The organism is Scytonema hankhaensis NUACC26, assembly GCF_045865695.1.
Classification (GTDB): Bacteria; Cyanobacteriota; Cyanobacteriia; order Cyanobacteriales; family Nostocaceae; genus Scytonema.
Genome location: NZ_BAACAP010000254.1, coordinates 91287 through 116329 on the forward strand (window position 1 = coordinate 91287; position 25043 = coordinate 116329).

Sequence of the window (25043 nt, forward strand, 5' to 3'; positions counted from 1 at the left end):
TTAACTAACTAAATAGAAGAATTTCACAAAAATTGCCAATAGGAAAGTATTTTTGATTACATTTTTATATAACTTTTGTTAATTAAAGCTATAGGATTACTATTTTATTTTTGAACAAAGACCAAAATACAAGTTTCTATCTAGCAATGGCTTGTGTCTCAATACACGTAGTAATAATCAAACTGTAATCCTACTATATTTTCTATTCGATAGGTGTTTAACGTAAAAAAAATAATTATTAACTCCGGTAAAACGATTAGTTTATAGTATGATAGAATAATTTATGATTTTATAGATCGAGTGATATAGACTTCATATACTGACAAGTAGTATGCAAATTGCAAAATGGAAAACTCCTTTAGAGGCCTTATATGTAACATCTTTGTAGTTGAATTGTTTAGTAACGGGGCTTCATGCCTCGGAATTTTAATGATTTCTACTCAAGAAAGCTGTTCTTGATTTTTTTATTAAACCATGCTAGCTTTTTATGTATCTTATGAAATTACTATAAATCTACCAAATAACCGTAGATTATTTGTGGGAAAAGAATTTTGGCTGCAAGATTTCTGACTTCTTAGAGGATACAGAGTCGCGAATCTAAGGATGTTACTTATTCTGCTCGCTCTCCCTCGTTCGAGGTGAGGGGTCAACTCCATCATTCGCCAATAGCATCCGTAAAAGTTGTCGGGAATTTGACTGGGCTTCACTTGTACATAGGTTTTAAACTATTGAAGAGGCTTTGCATGAGCAAGAATTCACTATTGTCAGGGGAAGTATTTACTACCGAACTTGAACCTGATTTACAAGCGGATGTGTTAATTATAGGAGGTGGACCAGCTGGTACTTGGGCAGCTTGGAGTGCTGCATCTGTTGGTACAAGGGTTGTTTTAGTCGATAAAGGCTACTGTGGTACTAGTGGTTGTGCTGCTGCATCAGGTAACGGTGTATGGTATGTGCCTCCAGAGCCTGAAAGTCGCGAAGCTGCAATGGCGAGTCGAGAAGCTTTAGGGGGATTTTTGTCTGACCGTAACTGGATGCAGCGAGTCCTAGACCAAACTTATGCAAACGTTAACCTCTTAGCAGATTGGGGCTATCCATTTCCTGTTGATGATGAGGGTAGATCTTACAGGCGCAGTCTTCAAGGACCAGAATATATGCGCCTGATGCGAAAACAAATCAGACGGGTAGGGGTGGAAATTTTAGATCGCAGTCCAGCGTTACAACTCTTGGTAGACAGAGAGGGTAATGTCGCGGGTGCAACAGGAATCAACCGTCAGACCGGGAAAAAATGGATTGTGCGATCGCACGCGGTTGTCATTGCAACTGGAGGCTGTGCTTTTTTAAGTAAAGCTTTAGGGTGCAATGTATTGACAGGGGATGGATACCTGATGGCAGGTGAAGCAGGTGCTCAAATGTCAGGCATGGAATTTTCTAATGCTTATGGCATTGCACCTGCCTTTTCTTCCGTTACCAAAACCTTGTTTTATAACTGGGCAACATTTACTTACGAAGATGGAACCCCCATACCAGGTGCGGGATCGCAAAGAGGGCGTTCTGTTATTGCCAAAACTTTATTAACTCAACCTGTTTACGCCATTATAGATAAAGCTTCTGAAGAAATGCGAGCGCATATGCGTCTGGCGCAACCCAACTTCTTTTTACCTTTTGACCGTGCTGGTATCGATCCTTTTACACAACGCTTCCCTGTCACATTGCGCTTGGAAGGAACTGTACGCGGTACAGGTGGTATCAGGATTGTCGATAATACTTGTGCAACTTCTGTCCCTGGACTCTATGCTGCAGGAGATGCAGCAACACGAGAACTTATTTGTGGCGGCTTTACAGGTGGCGGTAGTCATAATGCTGCTTGGGCAATTTCTTCAGGATACTGGGCAGGAAAATCTGCTGCTGAATCTGCTCGCGATTTAGGTGAAAAAGCAAATCAACGACAAGTTGAGGCTGTGGGTCAAGCGGGATTCTCTAACGGTAGTCAACGCCGACTTAACACCGAAGAAATCATTCAAGCGACTCAAGCAGAAGTTTTCCCCTACGAGCGCAATTATTTCCGCAACACAACGGGATTAACCGAATCATTACAGAAGTTAAATCATCTTTGGCAAGAAATTCGCACAAGTGTTGCAGATGATGACAACATTCTCCGAGTTAGGGAATCTGCTGCAATGGTAGCCACCGCAAGATGGATGTATAGTAGTGCTTTGGAACGTAAAGAAACACGTGGGATGCACAAATATACAGATTATCCAGAACTAGATGAAAACCAGCAGCACTATTTAATTACTGGGGGTTTGGATCGTGTTTGGGTAAAAGCAGCATAATTTGATGAACTACAAGATTCCTTAACCATCTCTCGTTCCCAGGCTCCGCCTGGGAACGAGGTTAGGGGTCAGATCCATAATTTGGCAACAGTATCCGCAGAAGTTGTCGGGAATCTAAAATTTAAAATCCAAGATTAAGATGATTGAATTAGTAAGCGAATCTAGATGTATTAAGTGCAATATTTGTGTCAACGTCTGCCCGACAAATGTCTTTGACAAAGTAGCCGATGCACCACCTACAATTGCTAGACAAAGTGACTGTCAAACCTGTTTTATGTGTGAATTGTATTGTCCAGTAGATGCCCTGTACGTTGCACCGCAGGTTGAGCCTTTGACAGCAATAGACGAACAATCTCTTAAAGAAACTGAACTTTTGGGTAGTTACCGTCGAAACATTGGTTGGGGACGCGGAAACACAAACACGGCAAAACAAGATTCCACTTATCAATTGCTTAAAGCTATGAAGTCATGAAGAAGCAGCGAAATCAACTCTCTACACTACTAACTCTAACTGTCTCTCTTGTTTTACTAACTAGTGCAGGTCGTAGTTCTAGTCAAATTGTATCAACAACTTACAACAAACAAGGAGCAGCTAAGACAACTACTTTGCGTTTAGGTATTATCAGTATTAACAACGCTAAAATTCCAACAGGTCCAACAGGTTGGGCAATTCAACAAGGTAAACTTTTACCTGAATTGCGGAAACTGGGAATTACAGAAGTAAAGACATTCAGTTTTCCTAACGGTCCTAACTTGAATGAAGCCTTGGTAGCGGGACAATTGGATGTCGGTATCTACGGCGATACACCTGCACTCGTTGCCAAAGCCAACGGTATGCCTACCCGTTTAATCAGTCAGGAACAGGTAGGGATGAATGCTTGGTTGCTGGCTAAGAAAAATGGTGCCCGTTCTGTAGCAGAACTCAAAGGACAAAAGGTGGCGACATCAAAAGGGTCGTATATGCATCGCTATTTGATAGGGCTGTTACAAAAGACAGGTCTTCAAAATCAAGTTACAGTGGTTCATTTATTGCCTAATGAAGCCCAAGCTGCACTCTCAAGAGGTGATATTGCAGCGATCGCCGCCTCAACGGGAACAGGTCCATTGCTAAGTTCAAAAGGTTTTCCTGTGATTGATGAAGCAAGCAAGCATCCAGATTTACGGGGAACAAGTGTGACTGTGGTAACAGAAGCTTTTTTAGCTCAGTATCCTAAACTACCTCAAACGTGGAATCAAGTAAAACTTGCCTCAGTCAAAAGTATTAAAGCAAATCCACAAGCATACTACCAATTCCATTCCCAAGTATCAGGATACCCAGTCGATATAGTCAAAGCTTCTTTTCCTATCAAGCAATTTCCGGAAGAACCATTCCCAAAACAAGGGCTGGCACTTCTAGAAGGAACCAAACAGTTTTTAGTTTCCCAAAAATTAACCCGGTCAGACTTTAAAATAAATGATTGGGTTGCCTCACAATACTAAAACTGAAGGTAGGTCAAATTTATGAAACTTATCTTACCTGTAGAGGTTGCTGACGAACTGATGCCTCATTTACCATCTGAAGTAAATGTTGTTCGCGTGGATAATGAGGGCAATTTAGACAACGATGCTATCGATGCAGAGGTTTACTTTTCGTGGTTTTTTCTCAAACCCAATACTGTACATAAAGTCTTAGCAGCAGCACCTCAATTGCATTGGCATCATGCACCGAATGCGGGTGTCAATCATATACTGACACCCACGTATTTAGAGCGCGATCTTATCCTTACCAATGGTGCGGGGGTACACGCTATTCCTATCGCTGAATTCACGATCGCTTTTATGTTAGCTCATGCTAAGCAATTACGCCACTTGTATGCAATGCATGCAGAACAACGCTGGCAAAGAGGTTTTCAAACCCAGGATTTGTGGGATGCATCAGTGTTAATTATTGGTGCAGGTGGTATTGGGCAAGAAATTGCTGCCCGTGCCAAAGCTTTTGGGATGCGAATTTATGGCAGCCGTCGTCACCCCGAACCCTTACCTAATTTTGACAAAATTGTAGGTGTCAATGAGTGGCGATCGCTCCTTTCGGAAGTAGATTATGTTGTCATTGCCACACCTTTAACTAGTGAAACCAAGGGGATGATTGATGCAGAAGTGCTACGCCTTATGCAACCTAACGCCTATATTATCAATATTGCTCGTGGTGCAATTGTAGACGAACCTGCCCTGTTACAAGCGTTAAAGGAAAATTGGATTGCAGGTGCCGCTTTAGACACAGTATTTACAGAACCACTCCCACCAGAAAGTCCGTTGTGGTTCCTAGATAATGTCTTTGTAACACCTCATTGTTCCGGTCATTCTCCGAGAGTCAAAGAACGCTCTTTAGCTCTTTTTCTGGATAATTTGAACCGATATAGTCACAACAAGCTTTTACGTAACATTGTGGATAAAAATGCTGGCTACTAAGAGGATGCTTTCAAAGTTCTGGGCGAATAAAGTTCGCTACTATACAAACGCTCGTCCCTCCGGCTATCGCCTTACGGAGACACTACGCATTGCCGCAGTTTTAAACCCACGCAGGAGGGTTTTGCCTGTATAGCCGCGAATTCTATATTCGCCAAGGTAAATATGAATTGAGATTTAATTGCAATCAAACTCAGTCTCACCGTACAAATACACTCTGATGCTAGAAAAACTAGTAATTTTGAATATTTCGGTAATTACTAAGCTGAGTTGTAACAGCATTGAGATATTCTTTGTCAGAAAGAGCTTCTGGTGGCAGTTTCTTGGAATTGATGGCACCGCGAACAATATCTTCAGCACGGATTTGTTTTGCTGAATAAGCCAGAATCAGGTCTTGGTATCCAGGAATACCTTGGTTTTGAAACTGACCCTGATAAGCCATGTTCACGAGATCGAAAGGTGTAGTTCGAGAAATATAAGAGGGAGTTTTACCTACAGCAGAGGGGTTATACGCTGAATTATCGGCTCGAACTACAGATGTACCAACAGTAGAAGCAAGCAATAGGGACAAGCTACCTAAAATCAACCGTTTCATAATTTGGACTCCTATACTTTTGTATAGCTAATTTCAACAACTCTGTTATCTTTATATTAACGAACCGTATCGTCTTGTCAAGAGCTAACGAGACAAATCGTAGCGTCTAAGAAAAAAAAGATTGCACAACTGGAGTCTATGCCCATGTCACAACTACTAAAAAGCAAAAATACTCATACACCATCGACGGCTGTTACACCTGTGATGCGTAGGCGCAATCAGCATTCTCATCGAGCAATTCTTAAAGCAGCTATTGAGCTATTGGAGGAAAAAGGTTACGGCAATATTTGTATTGAGGCGATCGCAGCACGTGCAGGAGTAGGCAAACAGACTATTTACCGTTGGTGGTCTTCTAAAGCAGCAGTTATAATGGAAGCATACTCAGAAAAAGCTACGCAGAATATCCCTACACCCGATACGGGTTCAGTTAAACAAGATTTATATCAGGTTTTACAGCAGCTATTTGCAATACTGACAACAACAGCGACAGGTACTGCTGTTACAGGGCTAATTGCCGAAGCACAAATTGATACTTCTTTAGCCGAAGCATTTCGCGAGCAATTTATTCAAGGTCGCAGAGCAGTAACTCAAACTATTTTAGAGCGAGGCATTGAAAGAGGTGAAATACGTCCTGATGTGAATTTGGAACTGGCGCTTGATGCGATTTACGGTCCTATTTGGTATCGGTTATTGCTAAAGCATGCGACGTTGGATGATGCCTTCGCCAAAGAATTAGTCAACTTTTTGATATTAGGAATACAAGCTTAAGGCATTCCTAATATCATGCAGAATTTAAAATCTAGTTGAAAAGCATTGCTACGCCAGGGAAAAGTTGAAAAGTTCCACTTTTCATCATGATAGAGAACCCCAGCCAGATTAATACAAATGGGAATATTTTTCGACCATACCGAGCCAGAAGCGGAGCCATGAGAGGATTACGAGTCAAATTGTAGGAAAGGAAGCACCACAATCCAACAGTAAAATAGCAAACACACAAAATCACACTTAGACTGGGAAGATTGGTAGTAGCAAACAATGGTACATAAATACCAATATTGTTTCCTCCATTAGCAATCGTTACTGCTGAAACGCGATAAGTTTGAGGATCGCGTAGAGTCGCAAATAATGATTTCTTCTGCCGTTTATGCTTGACTGAATGACTGAGGTTAATTGACACATCTTGTATTGTGTCTGCATCGTCATTTCGACTCATGAAATTACCGATCCCAATAATAATTGGAAGGAGACCTAGCAACCCAATCCAAGCTTCTGGAAGAACTAAACCGCCGAAAAAACCAGGCAAACTAGCAACTACTAATACTGTAAATCCAACAAATTCACCAATGATAATATGTTTGGGACGAAAGAAATGATTGACTTTTCCAAAGAAAGCAGTCAAGTATATATTGTCATCAAAGGTAGTTGCAAACGCAGCAGAAACCCCAATAACTAAAGTGCCAATCATCCAACTCATTGTTTTTGCTCACAAAAATTACAAATTATCTATATAGTCTTTCTCTACTTCTAGAAGTGAGAGACTTTAAAAAGCTTATTCAATTGCTTTTCTTTCAAGGCAAGATGTATTAATCGCATTTAGGATTATTTCTTAACCAAGGTTGCTTGTTCTTAATATTAAAATCTCAACCAAATAAGAGCAAATATTCTTTCTTTTTAAAAGAATAAACAAAATTTATTGAAAATATTTTGATGGCGCTCGATATTCACGACTTCTTTAAGAGGATGTCTGAAAAATTTTGGCGAATATAATTCACGACTACACAAACGAAGCCTGCTGCGGCTTGCACTTACCAAAAACTAAGGTTTTAAAACCCATGTAGGTGGTGAGTAAGCACGCTGCAGGCGGTGATACCAGTGCTGAACCGTGTGCGTGGCACGCTCATTGCCATAGGAGGATTTCCCTCCGAATGTGACTAACTAGCACGCACAGATATAGCGCTTTTCACTTGAACCCAATACAGTTCTTGTGGTGCTTTGCATCTTGCCCGCCTAAAACGGGCATCCTGCCCGTTCCACAAGACTATTTTTAATGTATTGCAGCCAACTGAAAACCGCTATAAATGAGCGCTCGCCTTTTGGCACTTTCTCTCAGGTGACCATAGCGATCGCACGTAGGCTTAGTATTCTTTAAGTTACAACGTTTTACAAAAACAACTTGCTTTTGATATCTTTTTGTGGGATATTCTGATTTAACAAATAAAAGTACGGTTAACTCGTCAGTTTACAAGACTTTCAAGATAGACTTTTGAAAAATAGTGGCTTTTCTTGTGCCATTGTTTAGAGAAAGTAATGGTACCTATGCCATCTTTAAAAAAGATGAAGCAAATCTTAATCTGTGCGTAAAAACCACGATTGAAACTGATTTGCTCGAGGTATTGGCATGGGTTATGGAATTCAAACCCGATCTCGACAGAACTTCCCAAAACAATACACAAAGAAGCAAAAACATGAATTCTAACCAGAATACAGATAACAACAACAGCAAACGTTCGCTGTTTAGTCAAGTCAGTAGACGCTCATTTCTAGGTCGCGCTAGTCTGTTAACTGCCACCGGTGTTGCGGGTGGAGTCATGGCTCCTCTCTTCTCCTCTGTAAAAAAAGGAAATATTGTCTTTGCACAAGAAAAAGGTAGGCGTGTCAGAACCTTCAACTATGATAATTTTGTTCAGAAAGCCTATCAAGTACGTGTTGAAGCAGCAAAAAATCAGCTAGCGCTCGGTATTCCGCCGCATCCAACTAACGGTGATGAAGAACGCTATCCTAACAAAATTGCTACTGATACTAGGGGATTACCGCATGACCAACGCGGCGAAGTCCAGATTGAAGCCTATAACTCTTTTATAAAAGCAATAACAACGCTAAACCCTAACGACTTTGAAAATATTATCTTGGATGGCGGAAGGAAACTTGTGAACCCTCAAGGACCATTAGCAATTAGCCTTGAGGGGATCAATGCTGCCCAAGTAGCGACTCCACCACCAGCGACTTTAAATAGTGCAGAACAAGCTGCTGAGGCAGTTGAACTTTATTGGGCTGCTTTACTGCGAGAAGTTTCTCTTAGAGAGTTCCAAAACGACACTGACAATCCGAAAATCTTGGCAGCAATTGAAGATCTCAACAAACTGTCAGCATTTCGAGGACCGAAAGAAAATGGTGTTATTACCCCTCAAACTCTATTTCGTGCCAGTGTTAACTATGTTGACAAGAGCGACCCATCAGGCAAAACAACAAAATACGTTGTCCCACCTGGTGTAACAGAAGGTCCTTACGTTTCACAGTTTTTGTTGCTGGACATTCCTCTCAACACTCAATTTATTTCTCCCTTGATTCGTACTGCTCTTCCTGGCAACGATTTCCTTACTGACTACAACGAGTGGTTGACGGTACAGAATGGAGGCAGTTCTGGCAAATCTATTCAGTTCGATCCAACACGTCGTTATGTCTCTAATATACGTGATATTACTGAATACAGTCGTATTAATGGCGCTCTATTTTATGGAGTCTTAGCGACTCTTGGTGGTATTGGCGCACCCTTGAATTCAAGCAACCCCTATATCGACTCTAGAACTCAAGTGGGTTCAGCTGCTACATTTGCAGCAGCACATTTCCAAGCCTTGCTCCTCCTCGCTCCTTCGCGGGCAATCAGAGCCTCTTATTGGGGTAAGTTTTACTTACATCGTCGTTTGCGACCAGAAGCATATGCTGGGTTAGCATACAACAATCTTGTCAACAAAACTGATTATCCAATCCATTCTGAGTTCTTGAATTCCAAAGCCTTAGCTGAGACTTTTAAGACTTTTGGTACGTATTTATTACCACACGCATACCCAGAAGGAGCACCGCTCCATTCCGCCTACACTGCTGGTTCTGCTGCTATTGCTGGTGTCTCAGCCACATTGTTGAAAGCGTTTTTCGATGAAGACTTTGTTATTCCCAATCCTGTAGTACCCGATCCCAAAGATCCCACAAAAGTCATTCCTTATCGTGGAGCGCCATTGACAGTAGGTGGCGAGATCGACAAGTTTGCAGTTAACTATACTTTTGGTCGCTCTCTCGCTGGTATCCACTGGCGTTCTGATATTGCAGCTGGCTTAGCTTTGGGAGAAGAGGTTGCTATCAGCATCCTCAAAGATGAAAGGCTAGGGTTCAACGAAAGATTTGACGGCTTCACGTTTACCAAGTTTGACGGTACAAATTTTGATGAAATAGCGTAGTATTTGATACGCTCGACAGATACGTAACAGTGACCAGTCATAACATAAAACCACTACTTTTAATTGGGGTAACCCGTACCAAGGCTAGAAATAAGAAGAATTTTGCTTGCTTTACAATAGAGTTATGTTATAAAAAACTATTTAGCGCTCACGTAACCTCAACAGTATTTTAGGGATTTTGCACGTTGCAGATCCCCCGAACCCAATACTGCAAGAACTCTCGAATTTCTGTAGGTTGGGTAAACCCGTGGAGAAACCTAACAAATGTCTGTAAATGTTGGGTTTCGTTCCTCAACCCAACCTACGTGTTTTCGTATTTTTAGGCAAAACCCGACAAGTATTGCCCCCCAACCCTCCTTAAAAAGGGGCCTGTGCGTAGGTTCTACTATTATTTAAAACTCTTCATTAATTCCCTCGCAATAATATTCTATTTCTTCCCCCTATTTCCTACTCCCTACTCCCTTACTAAAATGATTGCAAATACTGTCACAATACCAAAAGCCTCTTCTGTGCGGGAACCGAAATTATGGATGCCAGAACGAGTGTTGTTTACACCAGCCGCTCTTGGTGAACCCTGGGGACAGCAAATTCTCCAACGGCTGCAGTCTTATAACTTACCTATTGAAGAGTTACCGCGAAATCGCCTCACAGGTTTACGCGGTGAATCCGAACGCGAGACTTACGATATTGCCAAGCGGACTCTTGCTGTTGTAACAGCTCCACCCAGTGCTTTTAAGCTCAGCCCCATCCCGCCATCAGCTGATTGGCAATTTCACATTGCAGAAGGTTGTCCGGCGCACTGTCAATACTGTTACCTAGCAGGAAGCTTGCAAGGTCCGCCAGTTATTCGCGTGTTTGCTAACCTACCTCAAATATTGGAAAACTTAGCAGCTTACGAGCAACCAGATAAAGCAACCTCTTATGAAGTAAGCTGTTATACAGATCCTTTGGGTATCGAACATCTCACAGGTAGTCTTGCTGAATGTATTCGTCATTTTGGTACTCGCGAACGCGCCTACTTACGCTGTGTGTCTAAGTTTGATGCGGTGGATAATCTTCTTGACATACCGCACAACGGTCATACTCGGTTTCGCATGAGTGTCAATGCTGCACCTGTTTCTGGTCGATTTGAGGGTGGAACAGCATCAGTACTATCACGACTTATGGCGTTGCGAAAGTTAGCTTTACCAAAAGAGCGAGGTGGTGGCGGTTATCCCGTTGGTTTGGTCATTGCGCCAATTATGCTTTTAGATGATTGGCAGTCTTCATACGATCGCTTGTTTGACCAGATAAGTGAAGCATTAAATTTTGATTGCGACCTCACTTTTGAACTGATCTCGCACCGCTTTACACCAGGGTCAAAAGAAGTTTTGCAAACTTGGTATCCCCAATCAAAGCTTGATATGGACGAAGAAAAGCGTAGTGTGAAACGAAATAAGTTTGGTGGAACCAAGTATGTTTATGAAGCCGATACAATGAAAGCTTTACGTCGCTACTTCGAGAATGAGATTCAACGACGTTTTCCAAAAGCCAAAATTCTTTATTGGACTTAGCTCGATTGGGGATTAGGGATTAGGGACTGGGGATTGGGGAACTCGGAGTCCCCTCTGAGTCACTGGTCACTGGTCACTGTTTCTGTCAGTATGGGAGTGAGGTGAGAAGTGACTTGGCTGTAACGACGGGCGATCAGCAGCGATGAACGACACTCAATGGCTAATTCATCTGTATATCTTCCCAATGTTTGACGTTCGATCCCCCAAGCACGGCTTGTTCCTGCAATAGTAAGGTCAACATTTTCTGATGCGGTGACTACAGCTTGAATTGGCTCTCTAGATTCAATAACTTTGATGTCTACACGATCGCGCACGTTACAAGGTAACTGTTCCATAATATTGTGAAGCTCATTACTTAATTCGTGCTTGACTTGCTGATTTTCTACGACTTGTAAAATCATTAAGCGTCGCGTATCGCTATTAACTAACAACCTGAGAGCAAGTACCAATGCAAGATCGTCATGAATATTTGCTGAGTATGGTACTAACAAACGTTCGAGACGTTTTCCTCCGCGATCGACAAATACCGCGACATCAACTGGTGCAGTTGAGAGAATTTGACCGACTCGTCCACCCAAACGATTTTTACTAAAAGCTGGGCGATGCCATCCTACTAAAATGAGATTTGCTTGTTCGAGTAAAGCAATTTGTGCTGTTTCTCTAGCTACATTATTTGATACGCGAACAATAGGATGTACGTAGGAGCGGGATGTTGAAGGTTCTAAACGTTCAATTAATTCTTCTATTTGATGACGACGCTGTGCAATTAACTTCTCTGCTTCTACAGGAGTACTTTCAAAAGCATAATCTTCTTGCAGGTGAATCAAACTCAAGGGATTAACAACAGCAGATTGCTGGGAATTCATAGCAATTGCCACAGCTAACTGTACCAAACCCTTTTGAGTGCTTGGATTTGCTACAGGTACTAAAATTCGGTAAGAGATCTGGTTGTTTTCCGGTATTGTATCGCCATCACTCGTTGCTTCCTCTGGTTCTGGCTCTAGTACATCTAACATCATTAGTTTCTTAGGATATGTTATCTCAAGTAGTGGCGATGTCATGAATGTTGTGACCAATGCCATAATGACGAGCATAGTAAACAACACAGGGGAAATCACTCCAAGGCTCAAACCAATATTAAGTACTATGAGTTCGGTTAAACCGCGAGTGTTCATTAACCAACCAAGTGCAGAGGCTTCTCGTTTGTTTATCTTGCAAACACGAGCAGCTACATAAGTTCCAATGTATTTACCCGCGATCGCAACTACCAACACTGACAAACAGAGCAACCACAATTTTGGACTATTGAGCAACCCAATTTGAGTTCTCAAACCACTGTAAGCAAAAAATACTGGTAGCAGGAAAATTAAAACAAAATCTTCTGTTTTTACCGCTAATTCTTTGACAAGTTCGGCATTTTTGGGCATAATTGCCCCTAGTAAAAATGCTCCAAAAATTAAGTGAATGCCAATGAGTTCTGTGATGAGAGCAGACGCAACAATTCCCATGTAAATTAAAGCAAGAACCAATTGACTGAGGCGTCCGGTACGACGGTAGTAGACGGCAAAACGGTTTAGAAAAGACCGCCCCAAGGTCACCATGAATCCAATATAGACGAGAGCAAAGAGGATTGTGGGGATCGCTTTACTGAAGCTACCAGTATTTGCCACGGCGATCGCAACTGCCAATATGCACCAAGCCGTAACATCATCAACGGCTGCACAAGTTAGTGCCAAAGTCCCTAAGCGAGTTCCTTGTAGATTGTTCTCAGTAATAATTCGGGCGAGTACGGGAAACGCGGTAATTGACATGGCAGCGCCTAAAAATAGGGCAAACGCGGTAAACGACACGCTACTACTAGAAACTAAAGGGTAGAGAACTACTGCAAGCAACGCTCCAAGAGAAAACGGCACTAAAATACTGACATGAGATGTCACGATTGCAACTTCCAAATTACCACTTAAGTATTTGGGATTTAGTTCCAATCCAATGAGAAACATAAAAAAGATTAGCCCCACCTGAGACAGTACGTTTAGGAAAGGAACTGTTTCTGGTGGAAATAAGGTAGCTGCTAACCCAGGAGCAACCAAACCAAAAAAAGATGGACCGAGAAGAATCCCGGCAACAATTTCGCCGATAACAAGTGGTTGGTTAATCCACCGGAAGGCAAGACCCACCAGTCTGGATAGCCCAATAACAATCAGCACCTCAACAAGAACTAAAACAACTGCGTGCATGATTTCCTCCCTGACTAGCGACAACTGATGTCCCTAAGATAATTCTTTATATCACTGAAAAATGTCAACTTTATTCAGCAATCTTGCGGTAATTTGTCACAGTCTTGAATATTAATTCTTTTTGGGATACAGTTGCCACCGTTAAAACTAAGGGGCTATAAATTTTATTTTCTTAGAGAATATACTGATATCTCAAGATTAACATAAAAAACCCAGCATCTCTCAGATACCAGGTTTCTCAGGCTCAGTATTTGTGTAGAACTAGAACAAAATTGCTATACTATTTGAGAGGTATCGTAACTCGTTCTCTGTAACAAAAAGTTAACTAACGGTGATGTCATGAGTGTAGTAACGATCGCCATAATCACCATAATTGTGAATAAAATTGGGGTAATTATACCTTGTTCTAATCCAATGTTAAGGATTATTAATTCCATCAAACCTCGTGCGTTCATTAAAGCACCAATAGTGGCTGATTCGCGCCAATTTTCTCCTGACAATTTTGCAGCTAACATACAAGCAATGCCTTTACCAAAAATGGCAATTGCTACAATCAAAGCCGTTATAGCCCAAAGAATTGGCGTGTTAACTAATCCAATTTGAGTGTTCAATCCAGAAAAGACAAAAAATATGGGTAGTAAAAGAGAGGTGGTTAGAAATTCCGTGCGATCGCGAAGTTGTTCTGCAAACTCACCTCTTGGCATTGCGGTTCCAATAATAAATGCACCAAAAACAGCATAAATACCAACTGCATCGGTAACCCAAGAACAAAACATCAAGAGTGTAAATACTAAAGTTAGGGTTTGAACGGTCAATTCACCATCTCGTTTTACCATCCTATTAAAGATCGAGAGTGCAGGTCTTGCCACGAAAGTTGTCAAAAGTACGTAAGCAATACCACCACCAATTGCAAACGCTGCAATACTTGTATTGGTGTGAATACTAGCTAATACAATAGCTAGCAAACACCATGCTGTGGCATCATCAATGGAACCCGCAGCGAGTGCTAAAGTTCCAAAATGAGTTTTTGCAATACCACGCTCGTACAGCATTCGGGCTAACATTGGGAATGCCGTAATTGACATGGAAGCACCTAAGTATAGTGCTGCAGCCCAAGGACTGACACCTTGTTTAAATAAGTCGCCCCGATTGACAAGAAAGAAAGCTGCTACACTACCTAAACAAAATGGTACGAGTATCCCCGCTACAGAAACGAAACTAGCACCCTTGAGCCTTTGCTTAATAATATCGGTATTAAATTCCAAACCAATTAAGAACATATAGACAATCAACCCAATTTGACTGATAGCAAAGAGAATTGACATGGATGGGTTGGGGATTTTTGCTCCGGTGGCAAGTATTATAGGAACTTTAGGAAACAACCATTGCTGTATGCTCGGTGCGATCGCACCAAAAAGCGATGGTCCCAACATAACACCTGCAATCATTTCGCAAACGACATCCGTTTGTCCGAGGTAGCGCCGTCCAATAATCGTGACAATACGACAAGTGGCTAAAATGACTGTTAACTGTAGTAATAGCCTTAAAACTAGCTCAAAATTTGACATTGTGTTCCTTTGTTGGAGAATTCATGTCATTCATCTACAAGTTAGCTTTGGACTGCTCTAAAGATGAACAAACACGGCACTCTGATTATTTATACTGATACAGATTTAGTTGTAAACTTAACAACAGCGTCATGTACAGTAGCTCATGATAATTTTTAACATATAACTAGGACTTACGCATTGACAAAAACCGTCAGATATGGATTAAGCATTTTTAGCGCCTCTGATTTTTTAACTAACGAGAACCAACATCACCTACCGTAGGGGCGCAAGGTCGCCGCGCCCCTACAAGTCTGAAATTCTATTCTGAAGGTATATTTGCCAAAACGGGATGCTCCCTGCGTCTTGGCGTGAGGCTATCATTAAAAATTTAATTAAACTTAGCTAGTAACCAACGAGTAATAGCTCCATCATCTTCAGTGAGAGAGCGCATAAGAGCTTCTTCAACTAAGGCAATTTCCAATCCAAGGAGTACTTGAGACTCACGAATAGGGGTAGTTTGTGTTGCTGACAATGAATTTGCAATTACCTTGCTTGCACTGACATCAACTACCCAATATTCTTGAACTCCCAGGCGTTGGTAAAGTTTTTGTTTACGCTCAGTATCGTCTTCTAGAGACGAAGCGGCAATTTCCACAACTAGCGTGGGTGGAGTTAACTCATTGAGATTTACTGGAGAATTATTTCGGGGAGGTAATCGCAAATTTGTGCCAATATAAAAAGCAATATCAGGCTGAGAACCACTAACTCTAGCTTTTCGGAAACTAGTATTTGTTAACTCCTTAATGGGAATATTTTTAATAGCTGCATACAAGACTATAAGAGTTGAAACAATTGAATTATCATAACCATGTGCAGGACCTAGTGGTGACATCTCAACCCTCATGTAGCCGTCATCATAGTAAAATCTAGCACGTTCCAAAGTGGGGTCATCTGCAAAGGTAAGAAAATCTTCCCAGGCTGCTTCTACCCAGGTATCGGTAGGAACAGTATCTATTACTAGCGCTTGATTAAGCATAATTGGGGAACCTGCATAGTTTCTTTGCTATTAAACTTAGTTTAACAATGCTTCACCATGGTGATAAAGCTAGTTTTTGGTTGAACGTTTACAACCACTGTCCACCTCGGAAGCGCCAACGCACAAAGATAATCCGCATTAAACTTTGTGAAACGATAAAAATTGCTAGCCATACAACACTGTAATGCTGAAGAAACACACCTACTGGTGGATAACTAGATATAGGTAAGATACGAAAGATACCTACTGCGAACCAAATAAATATCATTTCCCAGATACCTGCGAAGAGTTGATAGGCAGCAGGCCAATCTCGATCCCAACGGTATTTTTGAATTTGGTCGTATACAACATCCCATCCTAGACCAAAGATAGCAACATAAGTTAGTATCCAGAAATAAGCTGCGCTTGGATAAGAACCTATCAAGCCAATCGCAAAGGGTAGAGATACCACTGTACCTACAGTAGCAAGTAATAACAATCGAGTTTGCCAGCGACCAAATAAAGTAGGAGTCATAATATGCAATTGAATGTTTGGTAGGAAGGATTCTATAGCAGTTATACTTCTTCCATACAGTTGATGGCAAAGTTACAATAGCAGCAAGCTATCAAATGAATGCAATCTTTCCAGCCTATCTTAACTACTCTTTAACCACCTTTCATCAGCGTGCATCAGCGTGCATCAGCGGTTTATGATTCATTTTTTTGACTTTTGTAAGAAGTCTATTAAACATTTGAATTAAATAAAACATTTACCTAACAAATGTTTGTAAATGTTGGGTTTCGTTCCTCAACCCAACCTACACGGTTTGAAATTTGTGGCAAAACTTAAGCAGTCCTGAAATTATACCTTGATTAACGAGCACGTTGGTAATCAGCAACAGAATTGTACTCGCTCATTGCTGCCCAACTCGTAACATTTTCTAACAAGGTTTTATACCCTAAGGTATTGGGATGGAGACCATCAGCACTTACGCGCTTTACCCTCCAAGCTTCACCTTGTTCCATCCATTGCTCGAAAATATCGAGATAGGGAATACCCCGTTCAATACAAGCAACTTTTGTAGCTTCTTTGTATCGGTATTGATCGGCATGATTGAAGTAGAAGCAGTCAAGAAAAGGCATCTTAGCTTCATCGACTGGCATCATTCCGATAAATAAAACCGGGCATAATTGCTGTGCTCGATCCAGTAAAGCAGCAATTTCTGATTCAAAAACAGCAAAGTCTGTAAAATTCCGTCCATCAGGACGACCTAACCGTGCTGAATCATTAACTCCCACTGATAAAATAATTAAGTCGGGAACTTGGTTTCGCAGTTCACCGCGATGGCGGAACTCAGCTTCTAATCGGTGAGCGACTTGTTGGATGCGATCGCCTCGCACTCCCAAATTATAAAGAACGTGACCCGGACTATCGGGTGACATCCAACTCCGCCGCAATCGCTCAACCCAGCCACCTCCTTCTGGGTCGCCAAATCCATAAACTAAACTATCGCCTAACGCCACTATCTTCAAGGGCTGACAGAGTTTCGGTACAACTGACAGATGCATTGGGGAACGTGCTTTAAATATCTGCATCTTAAAATTTTATATTTTACATCACTATAGAATTCTATACAGTTCTATACCATTGATAGCTGTACTGACAATTTTTCCATATTTTTCCATAGTATTTTCATAACAACTTCTGATTTTTTGACTCAAAATTTATATACATTTGAAAATTGAGTGACATACTATGATACTATAGGGCCAAATTTTTCTACGGAGACTGGTTAAATACCCACTTTAACCAATTACTAAAAGAACTTATAACATTCAATCGCTTCACGTTAGGCGCACGAGCAGCAGCCAGACTATCAACAGCACACAAGCAAGCATATTGCAATCCCAAAAAGCTATCAACGGCAGCGTAAGGTCCACCTAAAGTAATTGCCCCTGCTGCATAAATTTGACCTTTCCCATTACGCATTTCAACAACTTCAAAATTATTTGCCACCGACAACCTTCCTAGATGGTTCAATGGCAAGTTGTAATGTTTCACCAAATCTGCTAAAAGGGGATTAACTTGCACTTTGGCATCTAAGCCAGTGGCATCAACAATAAAATCCGCTTCCAATGTAATTTGCCCAAAACCTTTTTCTTGAATGTAGGTGACAGGACGGTTCTGAGCATCCCGTTCTACTTTTTCTACTTTACCGAATTCAATTTTATACCAACCTTCTCTTAATCCTTCTTCAGTAATATGTTGCCAGTCGAGACGATCGGCTGTGGTCGTTCCACCCCAATCTGCTAGCAAGCGTTGACGTTCCTCGGGACTAGCTTTTTCTAATAGGGCGCGGAGTTCGCCACCCCAACAGGCTTTGGGCCAATTGAAGGGCTGGTATTCGTAATGGTTTTTGACGAGACGCTGTGCTTTTTCATATTTATTGCCCTTTGGTTTGGGCGATCGCATTAAGTGTAAAACTGTAATATTACGATTGTGCCGATGGGCTTCATAAATGCGCTGTACAATTCTAGAAGCCACAATTCCTCGTCCCCGCAACAAAACTTTCCCACCTTGTTTTTCGAGTTGCTCGTAAATGTGGCTGTGCTCTTCGTAAGCATTGACAACAGACTTGAAATCTTGATACTTCTCGCGATAAGCTTGTAAGTCTGGGAGAAACTGAATTGCTGGATAACCAGTTGCTAGGTGCAAAAAACGAGCTACGTGAAAAGCGTGACTTCCATGTCCTTGGGAATAAGCCACGCAATATCTACCATCATCCGTTTTCCGAATTGCCCGTATTCGTCCGTAACGGTAAATCTTATCCCAGCCTATGCGTTTCGCTTCCCTGTCTATAGAATTAAAGACATTTCCCGCACGGGGTGTATAAGTTTCGGCAAAAGTTGGCTCATTAAAAACCTGCCATAAATATCGAAAAGCTCGGTCTAATTTCCCTTGAGAAAAGTCATGCCATGCTTCTCGTAAGGCATAACTAGGCCAACCCCAAATATTATCGGGGCAAGAATCGGAATTCGAGCGCAAGCGTTCGTGCAAGGGAATTTGGGAATTCATGCAAAGGCGTTTGTACCGGGCATAGGGTTCTTTTTCTAAACCCAAAGCGGTAATATTTTCACTCCGAACACCAGACATTCTCAGTAAATCTATCCAAATATAGCTACCCAATCCAGCACCAACTGCAAGATAATCGCTCTCAGTTACTGGTAACCCCGTTGCGTGTAGTGCTTGTACTGGAACTAGTTCTTCCTGAAATACCGAAGGTGGAAAATTGCTTCCCAATGGTGTTACGGGTTGGGAAGCAGGTAGGGTAGGATCTGGTAGATTGGTATTGGGGTTAAACTGGATAGCAGAGTGAACGCTTGGAGGTGCTGTAGGCGTGCCAGCAACAGCAAGGGTCACAGTAATTATGTATGGACCGATTTGTACGGTATCTCCACTGACAAGAATGCCGCGTGTCTGACGTTGACCGTTGACAACCGTGCCATTAGTACTGTTTTGGTCAGTCACCACCAACTGGTTTTGTTCCCAATCGATCAGAACATGGAAACGAGAAACTTGACTGCTATTGAGCAGCATACGAGCAACACGCTGTTCGTGGAGTTCGGCAGGTAAAGCAGCAAAATCACGACCAAGAGCGATCGGAGCATTTAAACGAGGTTCTCGTCGTTCCCCTGTTGTCGGATCGTCCCAAGTTAATTGAATTTGTAAATTATTAGACATTAATTAAGAATCAATAGCAAATAATTATTTAGTTATAAACTATACTGTTCTGGTGTCTTCCTTTTCCTCTAAACACCAGGTGGAACTAAAACACTGATCGCCGCAGCCAAAGATGTACCGCACCAAGGACAACCAACTTGTAAGTGTTCTGAGGAAGAAACTTTATGACATTTGGGACACTCCAAACCGTAAACTCCCTGCTGTACGGGTGGAGTCGGCGCATGATGGTAATGTCCTTGTGCAACTGGTTGCTGCCTAACAGGAGGCGTAGGTTGGTGGTATCCTTGAACTGCCACTGGTGTAACAGGTCGAGAATTGACTGCCTTTGGTTGCGGTGGGTTTAAAAGTGTTTCAGGAACGCTGCTAGTTGAGGAGATAGAAACAGCAGTTACAAGGAGTTGTTGCTGTCCCAAATAAATAGTACTGCCTTGATGTAATCTGAGTGTACCTCGAACGAGTTGCTGTCCATCGACAAGTGGAGGATTCTGTTCTCGTAGATTTATAATTAAAAAACATTGCTGTTGTGAATGAAAGTAAATTTCAACGTGCAACCCCGATACAGTAGGATGACTCAGTACAATGTCACACCGGATTGGATCGCGACCAATACGAACAGTGCCTTGGTTTTTTGTTTGCTGTTGTTCATATATATTCTGAGTTTTATCTTTCCCTGCATCCTGCCACTGCAAAGTGAGTGAGTTCATCTTTCCAACACCGTGATATCAATTAACAACTTCAATTCTTAGCTGTGCAATTCCTAACACGATTACATAGAAGTCAGCAACTACTTTTAGTAGCTCCGTCATTACAGAGATTACAATGAATAAAGTATATTAAGTACGTAGTGCTGGAACACAGTGGCAACATCTCCATTCTCGCCCATCTGTGTGAATGTAATGGAGGTAAAGGAGCGGATGACGCAACAGCAAGTAAGTGAACAACTTTTTGCAGGTAAGGGCGAAATGGCAACGCGGATGAGATCGCACGATTGGTCGAAAACGTCCTTGGGTGCAGTCGAAACCTGGTCGCAGAGTCTGAAAACTGCTGTCCGCATCATGCTCACTTCTAGCCAACCAATGTGGGTATGGTGGGGCGAAGAATTGCTGAACCTTTACAACGACGCTTACAAACCGATTCTGGGTGGCAAGCATCCCGCAATGTTTGCCCGTCCCGCTTCTGAAGTATGGCGGGAAATTTGGGATGTCGTCGGACCGAGAGCAGAATCAACGATGCTTAACAATGAGGGGACTTACGACGAATCGCTGTTGTTGATTATGGAGCGCAACGGCTACCCCGAAGAAACTTACTACACATTTTCTTATAGCCCCATTCCTGACGAGCGAGGGAATCCAGGAGGCATTATCTGCGCCAATACGGACGACACTAAACGCATTATTGGAGAGCGCCAACTCATGCTTCTGCAAGAACTGGCATCTCAAACCGCAGACGCAAGGACATTCGACGAAGCTTGTAGACTGAGCGCAAGATGCTTGCAAACCAATCTTTATGACCTGCCCTTTGCGATGATTTATCTGGTCGAACCGGAGCAGCAGCGCATTGTTTTAGCTGGAACTAGTGGTATCGATCGCGACCACCCTGCCGTTCCCGCATTGGTCGATCTCAATTCTTATTCAGCTTGGTCTTTTGTAGAAGTTATCCAAACGCAGAAGCTAGTCTTGATAACCGATCTGGTCTCAGTGTTTGGCAATTTACCTGCAGGGGCTTGGGATCGATCGCCGCATCAAGCTGTAGTTGTCCCAATTGCACCTTCTGGTCAAACAGGGCGAGCGGGCTTATTAGTGGCTGGTTTGAATCCGCTACGACTCTTTGATGATACCTACCGCAGCTTTATTAATTTAGTAGCAGGGCAAATCTCAGCGAGTATCGCCAATGCCAATGCCTATGAAGAAGAAAGGAAACGTGCCGAAGCACTGGCAGAATTGGATCGCGTCAAAACCACATTTTTCAGTAACGTTAGCCATGAATTTCGCACGCCCTTAACATTAATGTTAAGTCCCTTGGAAGAACTTTCCAATACGCTCAACGATCGCCTGCAACCCGATGAGCGAGAACAGCTACAACTCATCCAGCGTAACGGCTTACGTTTGCAAAAGTTAGTCAATACGCTGCTAGATTTCTCCCGCATTGAAGCCGGACGCATTGAAGCCGTGTATGAACCCACGGATCTGGCGGCGTTTACCGCAGAATTAGCGAGTGTATTTCGCTCGTTGATTGAACGGGCTGGAATGACGTTGGCAATAGACTGTCCACCTTTGTCGGAACCCGTGTATGTCGATCGCCAAATGTGGGAAAAGATAGTATTTAATCTCATTTCCAATGCGTTTAAATTTACGTTTTCTGGAAGTATCACTGTTCGATTACAGCCTGTTGGTCATTCCGTTGAATTGAGCGTTACAGATACAGGTGTTGGTATTCCTGAAAATGAATTGCCTCGATTATTTGAACGATTTCATCGGGTGAGTGGAACGCGATCGCGCACTTATGAAGGATCTGGAATTGGACTTGCTTTAGTTCAACAACTCGTTAAACTTCATGGTGGAATGATTCGCGTTGCCAGTCAGGTTAATTCCGGTACAACGTTTACCATCGCTCTTCCCTTTGGCTCGGCTCATTTACCTAACGAACGAATTGAAGCAACTCGTGCCCTCGCATCAACGGCATTAGGAGCAGATCCCTATGTGCTCGAAGCGTCGCGCTGGCTACCAGAAGAAGAAATGGTGACACGGAGACAGGGAGACACTGAGAGAAGTATGGAGGAAATCACCGCGTCACCGCGTCACCCCCTCTCCCCGTCTTCCCCATCCTCTGCCCGAATTCTTCTAGCCGACGATAACGCTGATATGCGGGATTATGTGAAGCGATTATTGAGCCAGTACAGGGAGGTAGAAACTGTTAGTGATGGCTTAGAAGCATTAGAAGCCATTACTCAGCGTCTTCCCGACTTGGTACTAAGTGATGTGATGATGCCCAGACTTGATGGATTTGGGTTGCTTCGCGAACTCCGTACCAATCCACGCACTAAAGAAATCCCGATTATTCTCCTATCGGCTCGTGCAGGAGAAGAGTCACGCATTGAAGGGTTAGAAGCGGGAGCCGATGATTACTTAATCAAGCCCTTTTCTGCTCGTGAATTGTTGGCAAGAGTTGAGTCAAATTTGAAACTGGCACAATTACGACAAGCGGCAGCCCAAAAAGAACAGGCACTGCGGGTGGAAGTGCAAGCGGTAAAAGATAACTTGGAAAGCGTTTTAACTCGAATTGCCGACCAATTTTTGGCATTCGATCGCGAATGGCGTTACACCTATGTCAATGACAAAGTAACAAAGGTTACTGGAATACCTAAGCATATTCTTTTGGGTAGGAGCGTTTGGGAAGTGTTTCCAGAGATTATAGACACCCTGTTCTACACAGAGGTACATCGAGCTTTAGCAGAGCAAGTCCCCGTTCGGTTTGAGTATTTCTATACTAGATGGAATCGTTGGTTTGAGAACCGCGTTTATCCATCTGCCAACGGTGTGTCGATAATTGCCACAGAAATTACTGTTCGCAAACAAGCTGAAGCAGCTTTACGAAAAAGTGAGGAGCGCTTAAAGGTTGCTCAATTGGCTGCCAAAATTGGGACTTGGGATTGGGACGTGGCAACAGGCAGCGTATTTTGGTCAGAAGAATACTACTCTCTCTATGGACTCGACTGGGCAATTCCATCCACTTATGAGAACTGGTTAGCTACAGTCTTAGAAGAGGATCGAGCAACTGCCGCTCGCACCGTGCGCGACGCCTTGCAGCAGAAGCAAACTCACCTCAACTTTGAGTTTCGGATCTGTCATCCCACCTTGGGAATCCGATGGTTTGGTTCTCTCGGTCAAATCTTTTACGATTCCGATGGGGAACCTAAACGGGCGATCGGAATCTCGATTGACATTAGCGATCGCAAAGCAGCCGAAATGGAACGCGAGCAATTACTTGCCAGGGAAAAAAAAGCTCGCGAGCAAGCGGAAACAGCCAACAGGATTAAAGATGAGTTTCTAGCAGTATTGTCTCACGAGTTGCGATCGCCTCTCAACCCCATTCTCGGCTGGTCAAAGCTTCTACAAATCGGAAATCTGGACGCCGCCAAGACTGCTCAAGCATTAGCAACCATCGAACGTAACGCCAAACTGCAATCGGAATTAATCGAAGATTTGCTAGATGTTTCCCGAATTTTGCAAGGCAAACTTAGCCTCAATGTCAAATCCGTCAGCTTAATAACAATTATTGAAGCAGCTATGGAGACGTTGCAACTCGCAGCAGAAGCCAAGTTAATTGAGATAAAGACCTACATTAGCGATGGCGTAGGACAGATTTTGGGGGACGCAACGCGCCTGCAGCAAATCATTTGGAATTTGCTCTCGAACGCCATCAAGTTTACACCTGAAGGCGGTAAGGTAACGGTGCGGCTAGAACCAGTTGCCAACCTAGCACAAATTACCGTTATAGATACGGGTAAAGGCATTTCTAGTGATTTTTTACCCTATGTATTTGACTATTTTCGCCAAGCAGACAGTTCAACGACTCGCCAATTTGGCGGATTGGGATTGGGGTTGGCGATTGTGCGTCACCTTGTCGAACTTCATGGTGGTACGGTTTGGGCTGAGAGTCGAGGTGAAGGACTAGGAGCCACTTTCACAGTTAGACTTCCACTTATGCCGATTCAGTCAACAAGCGAACCAGACTTTAATTCACCAAAGCGATCCCTTAATTTGATTGGAGTACAAGTTTTGGTTGTGGACGATGAAGCCGACTCAAGGGACTTAATTGCTTTTGTATTGGAGCAAGCCGGAGCAAAAGTGATGACAGCCACAACTGCGTGCGAAGCGTTTGCTGCCTTCGTTCAATCCAAACCGGACGCGATTCTCAGTGATATCGGAATGCCCGATATGGATGGATATACGTTGATCCAACAGATTCGAGCGTTACCAATAGAACAAGGTGGGCAAATTCCTGCGATCGCTTTGACTGCCTACGCCGGAGATTTCGATCGGCAACAAGCTCTACAGTATGGATTTCAAGAGCATTTAGCAAAACCTGTGGAGCCGGAGGTATTGGTTATGACCCTGCGAAAAACCTTGCCAAACTTATCCATTAACGACTGAGTAGGCAGGTAAACCAAAGCACGCTATTTTTTAATTTAATATGACTAATGTTTAGGGACTTCCAAATAAAAAAATATACAACTTTCTCTTATGGTATATTTACCTGAAAATGGCTGTAATGCTGAAGCCGTATTTGAATGTGTGTCAAAATCAGAAACCCCAAAAAATGAATAGGTGACAAAATC

17 protein-coding genes are annotated in these 25043 nt (G+C 42.7%); 8 read left to right on the plus strand and 9 right to left on the minus strand.

Features of this window, described 5'->3' with window-relative positions:
* The first annotated feature begins 743 nt into the window (after nt 1-743).
* The 4 genes from ACKTT2_RS50755 to ACKTT2_RS50770 all read left to right on the plus strand — a co-directional run bounded on the left by ACKTT2_RS50755 (nt 744) and on the right by ACKTT2_RS50770 (nt 4784).
* Entirely contained in the window at nt 744-2336 is a 1593-nt protein-coding gene (locus ACKTT2_RS50755; protein WP_407900725.1) for an FAD-dependent oxidoreductase, read from the plus strand.
* Between the two features lie 139 nt (nt 2337-2475).
* Nucleotides 2476-2808: a 4Fe-4S binding protein gene (locus tag ACKTT2_RS50760; RefSeq protein WP_407900726.1), complete on the plus strand. Its 333-nt coding sequence runs from the start codon at nt 2476-2478 to the stop codon at nt 2806-2808.
* Nucleotides 2805-3815, plus strand: coding sequence for an ABC transporter substrate-binding protein (locus ACKTT2_RS50765; protein ID WP_407900727.1), 1011 nt, complete (start codon nt 2805-2807; stop codon nt 3813-3815). The genes ACKTT2_RS50760 and ACKTT2_RS50765 overlap by 4 nt, the downstream gene beginning before the upstream one ends.
* Before the next feature lie 21 nt (nt 3816-3836).
* Nucleotides 3837-4784: a D-2-hydroxyacid dehydrogenase gene (locus ACKTT2_RS50770; protein ID WP_407900728.1), complete on the plus strand. Its 948-nt coding sequence runs from the start codon at nt 3837-3839 to the stop codon at nt 4782-4784.
* Between the two features lie 229 nt (nt 4785-5013).
* Here the strand turns inward: ACKTT2_RS50770 and ACKTT2_RS50775 are convergent, their stop codons facing one another.
* Entirely contained in the window at nt 5014-5376 is a 363-nt protein-coding gene (locus ACKTT2_RS50775; RefSeq protein WP_407900729.1) for a hypothetical protein, read from the minus strand.
* Nucleotides 5377-5520: 144 nt separating this feature from the next.
* Between ACKTT2_RS50775 and ACKTT2_RS50780 the strand changes: the two genes are divergently transcribed.
* Nucleotides 5521-6144: a TetR/AcrR family transcriptional regulator gene (locus ACKTT2_RS50780; protein WP_407900730.1), complete on the plus strand. Its 624-nt coding sequence runs from the start codon at nt 5521-5523 to the stop codon at nt 6142-6144.
* Between the two features lie 31 nt (nt 6145-6175).
* Here the strand turns inward: ACKTT2_RS50780 and ACKTT2_RS50785 are convergent, their stop codons facing one another.
* Entirely contained in the window at nt 6176-6850 is a 675-nt protein-coding gene (locus tag ACKTT2_RS50785; RefSeq protein ID WP_407900731.1) for a cadmium resistance transporter, read from the minus strand.
* Between the two features lie 991 nt (nt 6851-7841).
* Here ACKTT2_RS50785 and ACKTT2_RS50790 point away from each other — a divergent pair.
* Nucleotides 7842-9608 carry a vanadium-dependent haloperoxidase gene (locus ACKTT2_RS50790; protein ID WP_407900818.1) on the plus strand — a complete coding sequence of 589 codons (1767 nt, stop codon included), beginning with the start codon at nt 7842-7844 and terminating at the stop codon, nt 9606-9608.
* 530 nt (nt 9609-10138) lie between these two features.
* Nucleotides 10139-11161, plus strand: coding sequence for a spore photoproduct lyase family protein (locus tag ACKTT2_RS50795; protein ID WP_407900819.1), 1023 nt, complete (start codon nt 10139-10141; stop codon nt 11159-11161).
* Nucleotides 11162-11220: 59 nt separating this feature from the next.
* Here ACKTT2_RS50795 and ACKTT2_RS50800 read toward each other — a convergent pair whose 3' ends face one another.
* The 7 genes from ACKTT2_RS50800 to ACKTT2_RS50830 all read right to left on the minus strand — a co-directional run bounded on the left by ACKTT2_RS50800 (nt 11221) and on the right by ACKTT2_RS50830 (nt 20409).
* A complete protein-coding gene (locus ACKTT2_RS50800; protein ID WP_407900732.1) occupies nt 11221-13398 on the minus strand; it encodes a cation:proton antiporter in 2178 nt (725 codons plus the stop codon).
* Nucleotides 13399-13673: 275 nt separating this feature from the next.
* The gene (locus ACKTT2_RS50805) at nt 13674-14966 is read right to left on the minus strand and encodes a cation:proton antiporter domain-containing protein (protein ID WP_407900733.1); all 1293 of its coding nucleotides are present in this window, start codon (nt 14964-14966) and stop codon (nt 13674-13676) included.
* 370 nt (nt 14967-15336) lie between these two features.
* Nucleotides 15337-15984: a Uma2 family endonuclease gene (locus ACKTT2_RS50810; protein ID WP_407900734.1), complete on the minus strand. Its 648-nt coding sequence runs from the start codon at nt 15982-15984 to the stop codon at nt 15337-15339.
* Nucleotides 15985-16072: 88 nt separating this feature from the next.
* On the minus strand, nt 16073-16498 hold the full coding sequence (locus tag ACKTT2_RS50815; protein ID WP_407900735.1) for a hypothetical protein: 426 nt from the start codon (nt 16496-16498) through the stop codon (nt 16073-16075).
* A gap of 338 nt (nt 16499-16836) precedes the next feature.
* Nucleotides 16837-17559, minus strand: coding sequence for a GDSL-type esterase/lipase family protein (locus ACKTT2_RS50820; protein WP_407900736.1), 723 nt, complete (start codon nt 17557-17559; stop codon nt 16837-16839).
* A 184-nt stretch (nt 17560-17743) separates the two neighbouring features.
* The gene (locus tag ACKTT2_RS50825) at nt 17744-19705 is read right to left on the minus strand and encodes an FHA domain-containing protein (RefSeq protein ID WP_407900737.1); all 1962 of its coding nucleotides are present in this window, start codon (nt 19703-19705) and stop codon (nt 17744-17746) included.
* Nucleotides 19706-19773: 68 nt separating this feature from the next.
* Nucleotides 19774-20409: an FHA domain-containing protein gene (locus ACKTT2_RS50830; RefSeq protein ID WP_407900738.1), complete on the minus strand. Its 636-nt coding sequence runs from the start codon at nt 20407-20409 to the stop codon at nt 19774-19776.
* Nucleotides 20410-20619: 210 nt separating this feature from the next.
* On the opposite strand from ACKTT2_RS50830, the gene ACKTT2_RS50835 reads away from it, so the two are divergent.
* Entirely contained in the window at nt 20620-24858 is a 4239-nt protein-coding gene (locus ACKTT2_RS50835) for an ATP-binding protein (RefSeq protein WP_407900739.1), read from the plus strand.
* Nucleotides 24859-25043: the final 185 nt, after the last annotated feature.